This window comes from Kitasatospora sp. GAS1066B, assembly GCF_041262605.1.
GTDB lineage: Bacteria > Actinomycetota > Actinomycetes > Streptomycetales > Streptomycetaceae > Kitasatospora.
Map to the genome: position 1 here is coordinate 134,609 of NZ_JBGCCO010000003.1, position 13,421 is coordinate 148,029.

Annotated in this window: 12 protein-coding genes and 2 tRNA genes; 2 read left to right on the forward strand and 12 right to left on the reverse strand. The window is 70.4% G+C overall.

The window, feature by feature from the left end; genetic code table 11:
• Positions 1-47: 47 nt before the first annotated feature.
• Both ABH937_RS04010 and ABH937_RS04015 read right to left on the reverse strand, forming a co-directional pair.
• The gene (locus ABH937_RS04010) at positions 48-218 is read right to left on the reverse strand and encodes a hypothetical protein (RefSeq protein ID WP_280691295.1); all 171 of its coding nucleotides are present in this window, start codon (positions 216-218) and stop codon (positions 48-50) included.
• Between the two features lie 98 nt (positions 219-316).
• On the reverse strand, positions 317-1,099 hold the full coding sequence (locus tag ABH937_RS04015) for a DUF881 domain-containing protein (RefSeq protein ID WP_370146488.1): 783 nt from the start codon (positions 1,097-1,099) through the stop codon (positions 317-319).
• A 153-nt stretch (positions 1,100-1,252) separates the two neighbouring features.
• Here ABH937_RS04015 and crgA point away from each other — a divergent pair, with 153 nt between their 5' ends.
• Positions 1,253-1,504 (forward strand): cell division protein CrgA, encoded by a 252-nt coding sequence (crgA, locus tag ABH937_RS04020; RefSeq protein WP_280691296.1) that lies wholly within the window; start codon positions 1,253-1,255, stop codon positions 1,502-1,504.
• Between the two features lie 352 nt (positions 1,505-1,856).
• On the opposite strand, the gene ABH937_RS04025 is transcribed toward crgA, so the two are convergent.
• Positions 1,857-2,732: a rhomboid family intramembrane serine protease gene (locus ABH937_RS04025; RefSeq protein WP_280691297.1), complete on the reverse strand. Its 876-nt coding sequence runs from the start codon at positions 2,730-2,732 to the stop codon at positions 1,857-1,859.
• A gap of 101 nt (positions 2,733-2,833) precedes the next feature.
• Positions 2,834-3,358, reverse strand: a complete 525-nt coding sequence (locus ABH937_RS04030) for a peptidylprolyl isomerase (protein WP_280691298.1) — start codon at positions 3,356-3,358, stop codon at positions 2,834-2,836.
• Between the two features lie 193 nt (positions 3,359-3,551).
• Between ABH937_RS04030 and ABH937_RS04035 the strand changes: the two genes are divergently transcribed.
• A complete protein-coding gene (locus ABH937_RS04035; protein WP_370217239.1) occupies positions 3,552-4,397 on the forward strand; it encodes a DUF5324 family protein in 846 nt (281 codons plus the stop codon).
• A 70-nt stretch (positions 4,398-4,467) separates the two neighbouring features.
• Here the strand turns inward: ABH937_RS04035 and ABH937_RS04040 are convergent.
• From ABH937_RS04040 to gyrB, 8 genes are all read right to left on the reverse strand, one after another.
• Positions 4,468-4,540: transfer RNA gene (locus tag ABH937_RS04040), tRNA-Ala, on the reverse strand.
• Positions 4,541-4,661: 121 nt separating this feature from the next.
• Complete coding sequence (locus ABH937_RS04045; RefSeq protein ID WP_211786189.1) at positions 4,662-4,790, reverse strand: DLW-39 family protein; 129 nt, start codon at positions 4,788-4,790, stop codon at positions 4,662-4,664.
• A 216-nt stretch (positions 4,791-5,006) separates the two neighbouring features.
• Positions 5,007-5,765, reverse strand: coding sequence for a protein phosphatase 2C domain-containing protein (locus ABH937_RS04050; protein ID WP_280691300.1), 759 nt, complete (start codon positions 5,763-5,765; stop codon positions 5,007-5,009).
• A gap of 71 nt (positions 5,766-5,836) precedes the next feature.
• Positions 5,837-5,910: transfer RNA gene (locus tag ABH937_RS04055), tRNA-Ile, on the reverse strand.
• Positions 5,911-5,926: 16 nt separating this feature from the next.
• Complete coding sequence (locus ABH937_RS04060; RefSeq protein ID WP_370217240.1) at positions 5,927-7,339, reverse strand: class I SAM-dependent methyltransferase; 1,413 nt, start codon at positions 7,337-7,339, stop codon at positions 5,927-5,929.
• A 321-nt stretch (positions 7,340-7,660) separates the two neighbouring features.
• Entirely contained in the window at positions 7,661-8,275 is a 615-nt protein-coding gene (locus ABH937_RS04065) for a DUF3566 domain-containing protein (protein ID WP_280691302.1), read from the reverse strand.
• 247 nt (positions 8,276-8,522) lie between these two features.
• Positions 8,523-11,147 carry a DNA gyrase subunit A gene (gene gyrA / locus ABH937_RS04070; protein ID WP_280691303.1) on the reverse strand — a complete coding sequence of 875 codons (2,625 nt, stop codon included), beginning with the start codon at positions 11,145-11,147 and terminating at the stop codon, positions 8,523-8,525.
• Between the two features lie 59 nt (positions 11,148-11,206).
• Positions 11,207-13,231, reverse strand: coding sequence for a DNA topoisomerase (ATP-hydrolyzing) subunit B (gyrB, locus tag ABH937_RS04075; protein WP_280691304.1), 2,025 nt, complete (start codon positions 13,229-13,231; stop codon positions 11,207-11,209).
• Positions 13,232-13,421: the final 190 nt, after the last annotated feature.

Here is a 13,421-nt window from a genome sequence, read left to right on the forward strand (position 1 = left end):
GCGGATCGGGCGAGACGAGGGGCGCGGTGACGGCGGTGACGCGGCCGTCAGCCGGACCCGCCGTTGTTCACCGTGACGTCGCCGAAGGGGAGCAGCGGTTCCGCCCAGGGGAAGACGTACTGGAAAAGGATGTAGACCGCCCCGAGGATCAGCAGGATCGAGAGGAAGGCCCGCACCAGGGTGTTCCCCGGCAGGTGCCGCCAGATCCAGCCGTACATGGTGCTCCCTAGGTGATGGGCAGTGGGAAACAGAGTAGACCTCGAAGCTGTGCGCCACGGTGGCCGTGGCCGATCTGCTGGCCGATCTACTGGCCGATCTACTGAGCGGTCGCGGCGTGCAGATCGGTGCTGCCGGTGTAGCCGGGCAGGCTCAGCTCGCTGCTCTCCTGCACCTTCCACCCGAGCCCGTAGGCGGTCACGTACTGCAGGTAGTTGCGGATCGAGGGGTCCGCGTCGACGGCGGCCCGCAGGTCGGCGGTCCGCCCGACCGCCCTGATCACGTACGGCGGCGAGTAGACCCGCCCCTGCAGCAGCAGGGTGTTGCCGACGCAGCGCACCGCGCTGGTGGCGATCAGCCGCTGGTCCATCACCTGCACGCCGCTCGCGCCGCCCCGCCACAACGCGTTGACCACGGCCTGGATGTCCTGCTGGTGGATCACCAGGTCGTTGACCCCGGGCTCGGGCACGCCGGGGATCCGGGCGGTGGCATCGGGCGGCGCGTCGTTGAGGGTGACCGTCAGGCCCGGGCCCTGCAACGGGTCCAGGCCCACCTGCTGCTGCAGGGCGGAGAGCCGGTCGCTGTCGGCGGGGCTGCGGCCCTGCTGGCCGGCCAGCTGGTCGGCGCGCTGCTGCTGGGCGGAGAGTTCGGACTGGGTCTGCCGGTTCTGGTCGCTGCGCTGCTGTATCACGTCGCTGAGCCGCAGCAGCGAGTTGTCGGTGCGCAGGTCGATGCCGTGCGCCGCGTGCGCGCTGACGTAGAAGAGCACTCCAGCGAGCGCGAAGACGCCGCAGGTCAGGACACGGCCGACAATTCGGGGCGAGCCGACACGGTCGGAAGCCGGGTCCAGGGGAGGATCACCGGAAATCGAGGAATTCGGCACCGTACCCTTATCTCCTTCCGACCCGGCGAGCCACTACGCTAACGGACGCCGGTGGCATGTGCGGAGCTCAACCCGTACGGACCCGGTCCCCACAGCCGCCCCGCCCCGCTGCACCCTGCGCGGTCTCACAGCGCATCGACAGGAGAGCCCCTCGTGCCGAAGTCTCGACTCCGCAAGAAGTCCGACTACACCCCGCCGGTCACCGCGACCGCAGTCAAGCTGAGCGCCGGGCGCAACTGGGTGGCCCCGGTGATGCTCGCGCTCTTCCTGGTGGGTCTGGTCTGGATCGTCACCTACTACGTGACCAGCGGCAGCTATCCGGTGCAAGCCTGGGGCAACTGGAACATCCTGGTCGGCTTCGGCTTCATCGCCGCCGGCTTCGGTGTCTCCACGCAGTGGAAGTAGTCACCACCCGCTGACCGCCTTCTCGAAAGCCGCCCCGCCGCACGCCGGTGGGGCGGCCCTTCGTGCTGTCCGGGACCGCCCGGCGCTTTTCGCACCAACCGCTTATCCACACGGTTATCCACAGTGGGGAAAAGTCGACCCGTCCTGTGGATAACTCTGCGACACTGCGGCGGGCATTCCTCACCCAGGGCCTGGCGAACCTCCCGCGGGTCCAGAAAACCTCGCAGCGGGACACGCGTAGACCGGGGGACGGAGCGACTGCCGGCAGACAGCCTGTGCGCAACCCGCTGCTCACTGTGGACAACCGAACACCCGACCGCCCTACGCACAGGTGCGCGAAAGCGGCGCGCGATCACCCCGTGAGGCGCGCCGTCTCGACCAGCACCATCGCGACGGTCACGGCCAGCATCAGCACGACCGTGCCCGCCTGCACCAGGTTCCGGTTGGCCCGCGGCGCGTGCATCATGCCGATCCCGGTCAGCACGCCGGCCACCAGGCCGCCCACGTGCGCCCGCCAGTCGATCCCGGGCACCGAGAAGGTGATCACCAGGTTGAAGACGATCAGCGCGACCACCGGACCGACCGGCTGCCGGGCCGCCCGGAAGAGCACCGCGGTGGCGCCGAAGACCCCGAAGATCGCGCCGGAGGCACCCAGCGAGAGCACGCCCTGTCCGGCGACCAGGTAGACCAGCGCGCTGCCGGCCAGTCCCGAAACCAGGTACAGCGCGATGAACCTGAGCCGCCCGAGCACCCGCTCCAGGGTCGGCCCCATCCACCACAGCGCCAGCATGTTGGAGCCCACGTGCAGCGGCTGGACGTGCAGGAAGGTCGCGGTCAGCAGCCGGTACCACTGGTCCGGCCCGGCGGCCACGCCGTAGGCGGTGCCGGTCCGCGAGACCTCGCTGTACAGGATCCACTGCTGCTGCAGCGACTTGTCCAGGTAGGCGGCCACCACGAAGACCGCCAGGTTGATCCCGATCAGGATCTTGGTGACCAGCGCGCCGTCCCCGGTGAGCCGGCCGCCGAACCTGGTCGTGGCCACCCGGGTGGGCTGCACCGCGGCGCCGCGCACGCACTCCGGACACTGGAAGCCGACCGCGGCGTCGATCATGCACTGCGGGCAGATCGGGCGACCGCAGCGCGCGCAGCTGACCCCGGTCTCCTGGTCGGGGTGCCGGTAGCAGCGCGGCAGGGTGTGCGCGCCGGGCGCGGCCTCGTCCTGGACCATCCGGGTTCGTCCTCCTCATGACCGATCCCGGTGCCGCTCCGCGTCGCGGAAGGTCACCGGGATCGTCAAGGCTACTGCCGCCACGGCGGCGCCGACAGGAGTCAGCGGCGGGTGATCTCCACCGACTCGATCACCACGTCGTCGACCGGACGGTCGCCCGGACGGGTCGGGGCCACCGAGATGCCCTGGACGACCTTCTGGCCGGCCTCGTCGACGACCTCGCCGAAGATGGTGTGCTTGCCGGTCAGCCAGGTGGTGGGCGCCACGGTGATGAAGAACTGCGAGCCGTTGGTGCCCGGGCCCGAGTTGGCCATGGCGAGCAGGAACGGGCGGTTGAAGGCGAGGTCCGGGTGGAACTCGTCGGCGAACTTGTAGCCCGGGCCGCCGATGCCCTTACCCAGCGGGTCGCCGCCCTGGATCATGAAGTCCGAGATCACCCGGTGGAAGATCGTGCCGTCGTACAGCTTGGCGTTGCTCTTCTCACCGGTGCCCGGGTGGGTCCACTCGCGGGTGCCCTCGGCCAGCTCCACGAAGTTGCGCACGGTCTTCGGCGCGTGGTCCGGGAAGAGCCGGATCACGATGTCGCCGTGGTTGGTCTTGAGGGTCGCGAACAGTTCCTCGGCCACGAGCTGTGCCTTCCTTCTCTCTTCAACAACTGACCACCGCATCATCCCATGAGCACTCCGCAGGCCTTGGGCCGTCCGGCGGCCTTGGCGGTACGGACGGCCCAGCCCGCCATGCGGTCGGACAAATCGGCATGCATGATCTCGAATCAGCTGGATATGTGCTTAAAGGACGCCACCCAGGAGGAGGATCCCTGTGACCCGCTTGGACACCGCACGTGAGACGGCCGGCAAGACCCTGGACACGCTGGCGCCCTACGCCGCCACCGCCAAGGACACCGCCACGCACTACGCGGACGAGGCCCGCCAGCGACTCGGTCCGGCCCTGGAGGCGCTCGGCCCGCGCTTCGAGGCGGCCGCCGGGCAGGCCAGGACCGGCACCCTGCAGGCCGCTCATTCGGCCAGGGTCGGCTACGTGCGGCACGTCGCCCCGCATGTCGAGCACGCCTTCGCCACGCTGCCGCCCAAGACCCAGGAGAGCACCCTGCGGGCCGTGCACCGGGCCCAGGAGGCCGCGCTGGCCGCCAAGCACTCCGCGGACCGGGCCGCCGCCCACACCCGCACCAGCACGCTGCCCAGGCTGAACGAGGCCATCGACGGGGCCCGGGCGAGTGCCGGCCCCGCGGTGCACGAGGCCCAGCTCCGCGGCTCGGCCGCGCTCAGCGTGCTGCAGGGCCAGGTGAACGCCGAGCAGGTCAACAAGCTGGCCGCCAGGAACGCCCGCAAGGCCAGGTGCAACCGCACCGCCACGTCGCTCGCGGTGGCCGGCACGGTGGCCATCGGCAGCGGCCTGCTGATCTGGCGCTGGTGGCACCGGCAGAGCGAGCCGGAGTGGCTGATCGAGCCGCCCGAGGTGCAGGGCCCGCCCAACACCGTGCACCCCGCCAGCGGCGCCACCGCCGCGACCGCTCCGCTGAACGGCTCGGGACCCGCTGCGGCCGACGACGATGCCGCCGACGAGGGCGGCGCCCAGGCGGCCCCCGACACCCCGCGCCCCGGCGATGAGCACCCCAAGCCGCACGACCCGCGCAAGCCCCACTGACCGGAGTCGCCCCCGGACATGCCGATGGCCGGCCTGGAGGACCCAGGCCGGCCATCGGCATGTCGAACTGTGGAGCTTAGGAGACTCGAACTCCTGACATCTGCCTTGCAAAGGCAGCGCTCTACCAACTGAGCTAAAGCCCCGTGACGGTGCACCGGGCGCCGTCGGAGAACAGCGTACCGGGTCCGTCGGAAAATCTTGAGCGGGTATCCGACCTGCGCGGCGGGGAGGCCCGGACAGGCCTCCTGTCGTCCGCGCTCGGGGTCAGCGACCGGCCGGGATCGGGTCGGTGGCCTCGGTCCACAGGTCCTGCTCGGCACGGTCGGCCTGAACCTGACGGTAGACAAAGAAGCCGCCGAGGGCGACCAGGGCGACCAGGAGGAGCTTCTTCACCGCGGGACCTCGTCCTTCTCAGCGTGTGGGCGGGCTCAGCAACCGGGGCCCGGATCGGGCGGCCGGGGCTGCGAGTCCTCGGGATGTGCACGTATCAACCGGCGGCCGGCTGGCCAAACCGCCTTGCGGCCGATGATACACACCCGTGTCCTGTCCGAGACCGGCCAGCGGTAGCTCAACCGGCGGACCCTGACCACGGTTTGACGCCCGGGCGGGTCAGCCGCCCAGACCGGGGCGTCCGAAGGCGACCGTCGCGTCGTCGTGCCGCTTGCCCCGGAACCGCCCGGGGGGATCCGCCGCCTCGGCGGCCCGCACCGCCCGCACGGCCCCGGCGGGCCCCTGCTCGTCCAGCGTGTCGAGCAGCCGCCGCCAGGACCAGCCGTACCGCTCCACCAGCCGCGACACCCCGTCGGTGAGCACCGCGAAGCGGACCACCTCGGTGAGCCGGTGGGCGCCGCTGATCGCCTGCTCGGCAGCCTCGGGGCGGGTGCTCGCGACCCAGAAGCCGCCGGGCGCGTTGCGCAGCCCGGCCACCGTCGCCAGGTCGTAGGCGGGCAGGTGGTCGACCCGGTCGTCGAGCACCAGCTCCAGCCGACCGTCCGTCAGTTCGACCAGCACCGGTGAGTCGGCGAGCACCAGGTGCTCCAGCCACGCACCGCGCCGGCGCAGCAGGGCCACGGTGGCCGAGGGGCTGTCGGGGTGATCGAGGTCACAGGTGTCCACGTGCAGCGCCCGGACCCGCTCGATCGCCGCCGCCAGCACCTGGGCCAGGGTGAGCTCGGGCTCCTCCACCAGCAGTTGCCCCAGCCGGGCGCCCAGCCGCCGGGTCACCCAGGCCACGTCGTGCTCGCACCCGGTGTTCGGCGCGCTCCTGGTGGCACCGTCCAGCACCACCACGAAGTCCTCGCCGGCCAGCACGAAGTCCTCGTTCGCCCGCTCACCGGGCGCCGCCACCGACACGTACCCGACCCGCACCCGCCGCTCCTCACGCCACCACAGAAACAGCAGCGCCCCGGATGGTGAACCATCCGGGGCGCTCTCGCAGGTGGGCCTAACAGGACTTGAACCTGTGGCCTCTTCCTTATCAGGGAAGCGCTCTAACCGTCTGAGCTATAGGCCCTTGCCGCACTGAAAGATTAGCGGACCGACGGCCGATCTCCCAAATCCATCTCCCCTGCCCCGTTCGGACGCGCGATCGCAATGTGCAGCTCAGGCGACCTGAGCCGGTCGGGGCCCGGCTGCCCGGGGCGGATCAGCCACTGCTCACGGGTGGCCGGCAGGCGGCTGGCGCCGGCCGGTGCGGTGCGCACGGCGAGCACCTGGTTGACGCCGATCCGGTTCTCCTCGAAGGCGAGCGCGGAGGCGGCCATGTAGAGCCGCCAGACCCGGGCCCGGCCGCGGCCGACCAGGCGGACGGCCTGCGCCCAGCCGGCCTCCAGGTTGGCCACCCACTCGCGCAGGGTCAGCGCGTAGTGCTCGCGCAGCGCTTCGACGTCGCGGACCTCGAAGCCGGCCTCCTCCAGCAGCGAGACGGTGCTGCCGACCGGGGCCAGCTCGCCGTCCGGGAAGACGTAGCGGTTGATGAACGGGCTGCTGCTGTAGGTCTCACCGGGAACGGTGGGGCGGCGGGCGATCTGGTGGTTGAGCAGTCGCCCGCCGGGGACCAGCAGGTCGTACAGGCCCGTCGCGTAGACGCGGTACTGCTCGCTGCCGACGTGCTCGGCCATCCCGACACTGGAGATCGCGTCGTACGGGCCGTCAGGGATCTCCCGGTAGTCCTGCAGTCGGATCTCCACCTGCTCCGCCAGACCGGCGGCGGCCACCCGCTCGCGGGCCAGCGCCACCTGCTCGGCGGAGATGCTCACCCCCACCGCGCTGACGCCGTAGTGCTCGGCCGCGTGCAGGACCAGCGAGCCCCAGCCGCAGCCGACGTCGAGCAGCCGCATGCCGGGCTCGAGGCCGAGCTTGCGGCAGATCAGGTCGAGCTTGGCGAACTGGGCGTCCTCCAGACTCCTGCTCTCGGGCGTCCAGTAGGCGCAGGAGTAGACCATCGAGCTGCCCAGCACCAGGCGGTAGAAGTCGTTGCCCACGTCGTAGTGGTGGCTGATCGCGGCCCGGTCGCGGCCCCGGCTGTGCAGCCGGCCGACCGGGCGGGCCTCCTCGGGTGGCAGCGGCGGACGCGGGCCGAGCGCGCCGGCTTTGGCCAGCACCGCCAGGGCCCGGCGCCCGCCCGGGCCGGCGAGCTCGCCGGGGCCCAGCCGCAGCGCGCGCACCGCGGGGCGCTCGGCGAAGTGGGCCGCCTCGGCCAGCACCCGGTAGAGGTCCTCGCCGGGACCGAGCTCCAGGTCGCCGGAGACGTAGGCCCGGGCCAGGCCCAGCTCGCCCGGCGCCCAGAGCAGCCGGCGCAGCGCCCGGCGGTTGCGCAGCAGCAGCACAGGGGCGTCCGACGCCCCGGCCACGCTGCCGTCCCAGGTCTGCAGCCGGAACGGCAACTGGCTGCCGAGCAGCTCCTCCGCCGCGCCGACCAGCTGCGATGCGATCTGTGCCATCCGTGAACCTCCGCGCAACCGACGGGCTGCCGCCATCTGGCGACCGCCCACTGACCAGAACCGGCAGTCGTGCAGAACGCTTCAGCCAACCCAGCCGTTGACACCCGCTCTTCGAGGCACGCCGAAGAGAGAGCGGCTGTCACCCGATTGACGACCGGACAACGAAGCGGACCCCTTCGATTCAACAACCGAAGGGGTCCGCACATGCCGCGTTTTTCGAAATCGGTTCGTACAGTAGGACGTTCCGCAGAGCGTTCCACCGCGCCCGACGGCCGGATGACGGCCGCTCAGTTCGCCCGCTGCGACCGGCAGCGGGCAGGCTCACTCCTCTTCGGCGAGGGTCAGCTCGATCCCGCCGGTGAAGCCGGCCGCCGCGTTGTAGATGAACGAGGCGAGCGTGCAGAGCGCGGTCAGCAGCACCACGTCCACCACCGCGATCAGCGCGGTGTAGGTGATCACCTGGCCGAAGCCGACGTAGTCCATGATGTTGACGCCGCTGCTGGCGCCGCCGGTACCGGAGCCGGTGGCGTCCTTCAGCATGTTGCCCACCGAGCTGAAGACGCCGAGCGAGTCGAGCGTGGTCCACAGCACCGCGGCCGCCACGATCATGACGATGCCGATGGCCAGCGACAGCAGGAAGCTGACCTTCATCACCGACCACGGGTCGGCCTTGACGATCCGCAGCCGCGCCCTGCGGGTGCGGCCCGGCGCCCCGGCGGCGGCCGCGGCGGGCGGGGTGGCGGGCCGGCGCGGCGCGGCGGCGCCCTGCGGCGGGGCGCCCGCGTTGGTCCGGGTGCCGCGCGGCGGGGTCGGCTGCCCCTTGGTGTAGGTGGTCGGCGTCGAGTACCCGGCCGCGCCGCCACCGGGCGGGCTCGGCGGCATCGGCGGCTGGGGCGGCGCCGGGTTGTACCCGCCGCCGGGGCCAACCGTGGACATCAGAGAGGTGGAGGCAGCCGGGTGCTCGGCCGGCGGCTGCGGTACACCTCCGTACGGCGCACCGCCCGGCGCGGCACCTCCCGCTGCACCCGTGGTCCCACTCACGCTGGATCCTCCTGCAGTTCCTCGCCGACGCGCGCCTTACGCCCCGGTGGCCTCCACTGTGCGGCATCAAGCTGAGAAGCCCGAAACCGGGGCCGGCCGATACCCTCGCCACTGGCCCGGGGTACCGGCCGCCCGATGTACATCAGTCCTGGTCAGCAGCGTCGGCCGAGGACGGTGCGGGATTCGCCACACCATCGGCCACGCCCTGCGCGGCGGCTTCGGGCGCGTCCTCGAGCGCCGCGTCCTCGGCGCTGTCGTCGTCCTCCGCCTCCGCGTTGCGGGCCATGCCCACCACCGCGTCGCGCTTTCCCAGGTTGATCAGTTGGACGCCCATCGTGTCACGTCCGGTTTCACGAACTCCGGAAACCCTGGTCCGGATCACCCCACCGGACAGGGTGATCGCCATGATCTCGTCGCTCTCCTCGACCACCAGCGCCCCGACCAGCGAGCCGCGGCCCTCGACGATCTTCGCCGCCTTGGTGCCGAACCCGCCGCGGCCCTGGATCCGGTACTCGTCCACCGAGGTCCGCTTGGCGTAGCCGCCGTCGGTCGCGGTGAAGACGAAGGTGCCGGGACGGACCACGTTCATCGACAGCAGCTCGTCGTCCTCGCGGAAGGCCATCCCCTTCACGCCCGAGGTGGCCCGGCTCATCGGCCGCAGCGCCTCGTCGGTGGCGGTGAAGCGGATCGACTGGGCCTTCTTGGAGACCAGCAGCAGGTCGTCCTCGGCGGAGACCAGCTCGGCACCGATCAGCTCGTCGTCGCGGCCGTCCTCGTCGGTGCGCAGGTTGATCGCGATCAGCCCGCCCGAGCGCGGCGAGTCGTAGTCCTTCAGGTGCGACTTCTTCACCAGACCCTCGCGGGTGGCCAGCACCAGGTACGGCTTGTCCTCGTAGGTGCGCACCGCCATCACCTGGGTGATGTGCTCCTCCGGCTGGAAGGCCAGCAGGTTGGCCACGTGCTGGCCGCGGGCGTCGCGGCCGGCGTCCGGCAGCTCGTAGCCCTTGGCCCGGTAGACCCGGCCCTTGTTGGTGAAGAAGAGGATCCAGTTGTGCGTCGTCGTCACGAAGAAGTGGTCGACGAGGTCGTCCTGCTTCAGCTGCGCGCCGCGCACGCCCTTGCCGCCGCGCTTCTGCGAGCGGTAGAGGTCGGAGCGGGTGCGCTTGACGTAGCCGCCACGGGTGATCGTGACGACGATGTCCTCCTCCGCGATCAGGTCCTCGACCGACATGTCGCCGTCGAAGGGGATCAGCGTGGAGCGCCGCTCGTCGCCGTACTTGTCGACGATCGCGGTCAGCTCCTCGGAGATGATCTCGCGCTGCCGGGACGGCGAGGCCAGGATCGCGTTGTACTCGTCGATCTTGCGCTGCAGCTCGTCGTGCTCGTCGGTGATCCGCTGGCGCTCCAGGGCGGCCAGCCGGCGCAGCTGCATCTCCAGGATCGCGTTGGCCTGCAGCTCGTCGATGGCGAGCAGGTTCATCAGGCCGCTGCGCGCGGCGTCGGCGCTGTCCGAGGCCCGGATCAGCGCGATCACCTCGTCGATCATGTCCAGCGCCTTGAGCAGCGCGCGCAGGATGTGCGCCCGCTCCTCGGCCTTGCGCAGCCGGAACCGGGTGCGCCGGACGATGACCTCGACCTGGTGGTTGACCCAGTGCCGGATGAAGGCGTCGAGCGAGAGCGTGCGCGGCACGCCGTCGACCAGGGCCAGCATGTTGGCGCCGAAGTTGGTCTGCAGGTCGGTGTGCTTGTAGAGGTTGTTCAGCACCACCTTGGCGACCGCGTCGCGCTTGAGCACGATCACCAGGCGCTGACCGGTGCGCGAGGAGGACTCGTCGCGGACGTCCGCGATGCCGGCCACCCGGCCGTCCTTCACCAGGTCGGCGATCTTCAGCGCCAGGTTGTCCGGGTTCACCTGGTACGGCAGCTCGGTGATCACCAGGCACTGGCGGCCCTGGATCTCCTCGACCTCGACCACCGCGCGCATGGTGATCGAGCCGCGCCCGGTCCGGTAGGCGTCCTCGATGCCTCGGCGGCCCACGATCAGCGCGCCGGTCGGGAAGTCCGGCGCCTTGATCCGCTCGATCAGCGCGTCCAGCAGTTCCTCGTTGGAGGCCTCCGGGTGCTCCAGCGCCCAGAGCGCGCCGGAGGCGACCTCGCGCAGGTTGTGCGGCGGGATGTTGGTGGCCATGCCGACCGCGATGCCGGTGGCACCGTTGACCAGCAGGTTGGGGATGCGCGACGGCAGGACGGTCGGCTCCTGCGAGCGGCCGTCGTAGTTGGCGGCGAAGTCGACGGTCTCCTCGTCGATGTCGCGCATCATCTCCATGGCCAGCGGCATCAGCTTGCACTCGGTGTAGCGCATCGCCGCGGCCGGGTCGTTGCCCGGCGAGCCGAAGTTGCCGTTGCCGTCCACCAGCGGCATCCGCAGCGACCAGGGCTGCGCCAGGCGCACCACGGTGTCGTAGATCGAGGTGTCGCCGTGCGGGTGGTAGTTGCCCATCACGTCGCCGACCACGCGGGCGCACTTGTAGTAGCCCTTCTCGGGCCGGTAGCCGCCGTCGTACATCGCGTACAGCACCCGGCGGTGCACCGGCTTGAGGCCGTCGCGGACCTCGGGCAGCGCACGGCTGACGATCACGCTCATCGCGTAGTCGAGGTAGGAGCGCTGCATCTCGGTCTCGAGCTCGATCGGCTCGACCCGGGAGACGAAGACGTCGGTGGAGGTGCTGTCCGGCTGCTCGCCGTCAGGACGGTTGTCGTCGACCACTGGTGGTCAGTTTCCTTTCACGCGTGACTGGTACGTACGGACGGGGTCGTGAGAACCCGTCACACGTCCAGGAAGCGGACGTCCTTGGCGTTGCGCTGGATGAAGGACCGGCGGGCCTCGACGTCCTCGCCCATCAGGACCGAGAAGAGGTCGTCGGCACGGGCCGCGTCCTCCAGGGTGATCTGCTGCAGCAACCGGTGCGCCTGGTCCATGGTGGTGATCCGCAGCTCCTCGGCGTTCATCTCGCCCAGACCCTTGAAGCGCTGGATCGCGTCGTCCTTGGGCAGCCGGCGCCCGGCCGCCACGCCCGCCTCGATCACCGAGTCGCGCTCGCGGTCGGAGTAGACGTAGTCGAAGTCGTCCTTGCCCCACTTGATCTTGTACAGCGGCGGCATCGCCAGGTAGACGTAGCCGGCCTCGACCAGCGGGCGCATGAAGCGGAACAGCAGGGTGAGCAGCAGGGTGCGGATGTGCTGCCCGTCGACGTCGGCGTCGGCCATCAGGACGATCTTGTGATAGCGCAGCTTGGACTCGTCGTAGTCCTCCTGGATGCCGCAGCCGAAGGCCGAGATCAGCGCCTGGACCTCGGTGTTCTGCAGCACCTTGTCGATCCGGGCCTTCTCGACGTTCAGGATCTTGCCGCGGATCGGCAGGATGGCCTGGGTGCGCGGGTCGCGGCCCTGCTTGGCCGAGCCGCCGGCCGAGTCACCCTCGACGATGAAGATCTCGCACTCGGCCGGGTCCTTGGACTGGCAGTCGCTCAGCTTGCCCGGCAGCGAGGCGCTCTCCAGCAGGCCCTTGCGGCGGGTCAGGTCGCGCGCCTTGCGGGCCGCCATCCGGGCGGTGGCCGAGTTGATCGACTTGCGGATGATGTCCGCGGCCTCGGTCGGGTTGCGGTCCAGCCAGTCGTTCAGCTGCTCGTGCACCACCTTCTGGACGAAGGTCTTCGCCTCGGTGTTGCCCAGCTTGTCCTTGGTCTGTCCCTCGAACTGCGGCTCGCCCAGCTTGACCGAGATGATCGCGGTCAGGCCCTCGCGGATGTCCTCGCCGGAGAGGTTCTCGTCCTTCTCGCGCAGCAGCTTCTTCTCGCGCGCGTAGCGGTTGACCAGACCGGTCAGCGCCGCGCGGAAGCCCTCCTCGTGAGTGCCGCCGCCGTGCGTGTGGATGGTGTTGGCGAAGGAGTAGACCCCCTCGGTGTACGAGGTGTTCCACTGCATGGCGACCTCCACCGAGATCGTCTTGTCCTTGTCCTCCGCCTCGAAGTCGATCACCGAGGGGTGGATCACCTCGCCCTTGCGGGAGTTGAGGTGCTGGACGAAGTCGGCGATGCCGCCCTCGTAGTGGTAACCGACCGAGAGCGGCTTGCCCTCGTCGTCGACGTGCTCGGGGCGCTCGTCGGTCAGCGAGATGGTCAGGCCCTTGTTGAGGAAGGCCATCTCCTGGAAGCGGCGCGAGAGCGTCTCGAAGGAGTAGACGGTGGTCTCGAAGATGTCCGGGTCGGCCCAGAAGGTGACGCTGGTGCCGGTCCGGTCGGTCGCCTCGTGCTGGACCAGCGGGGCGGTCGGGGCGCCCAGCTTGTAGTCCTGGGTCCAGCGGTGGCCGTCGGTGTGGATCTCGATCGCGAGCTTGGTGGAGAGCGCGTTGACCACCGAGACGCCGACGCCGTGCAGACCGCCGGAGACCGCGTACCCGCCGCCGCCGAACTTGCCGCCCGCGTGCAGCACCGTCAGCACGACCTCGACGGCCGGCTTCTCCTGGCCCGGGACGATGCCGACCGGGATGCCACGGCCGTTGTCGACCACCCGCACACCGCCGTCGGCCAGGATCGTGACGTCGATGGTGTCGGCGTGCCCGGCCATGGCCTCGTCGACGGAGTTGTCCACCACCTCCTGGACCAGGTGGTGCAGACCGCGCTCGCCCGTGGAACCGATGTACATACCGGGACGCTTGCGGACCGCGTCGAGGCCCTCGAGCACCTGGATGTTGCTGGCGGTGTAGGAGGTACCCGAGGACGGGTCGGTGGGGACGGGGGACTGGCTGGACTCGCCGGAATCGGCCACGAAGCGCCCTCTCTGGCACAGCACGGGCCGCATCCCCGCCCGGGTTCGGGCGAGCGTGCGACCACGGCGTTTCGACTCAGTTACCGCAAGCGGCAGTGTTTGACCCTCAGTCTACCGGTACCGCCGACATAGATGGGCGTTTGGCAGGCCCTGAGGGCGGATTTACCGCCCCGAATCCCCTCCGCACATGTCCCGATACTCGCCCCGGGGGCTC

Excerpts from the sequence above, each read along its gene's own strand:
- ABH937_RS04010 (WP_280691295.1), bottom strand. The coding sequence starts at position 218 with ATGTACGGCTGGATCTGGCGGCACCTGCCGGGGAACACCCTGGTGCGG.
- ABH937_RS04025 (WP_280691297.1), bottom strand. The coding sequence starts at position 2,732 with ATGGTCCAGGACGAGGCCGCGCCCGGCGCGCACACCCTGCCGCGCTGC.
- ABH937_RS04060 (WP_370217240.1), bottom strand. The coding sequence starts at position 7,339 with ATGGCACAGATCGCATCGCAGCTGGTCGGCGCGGCGGAGGAGCTGCTC.
- ABH937_RS04065 (WP_280691302.1), bottom strand. The coding sequence starts at position 8,275 with ATGTCCACGGTTGGCCCCGGCGGCGGGTACAACCCGGCGCCGCCCCAG.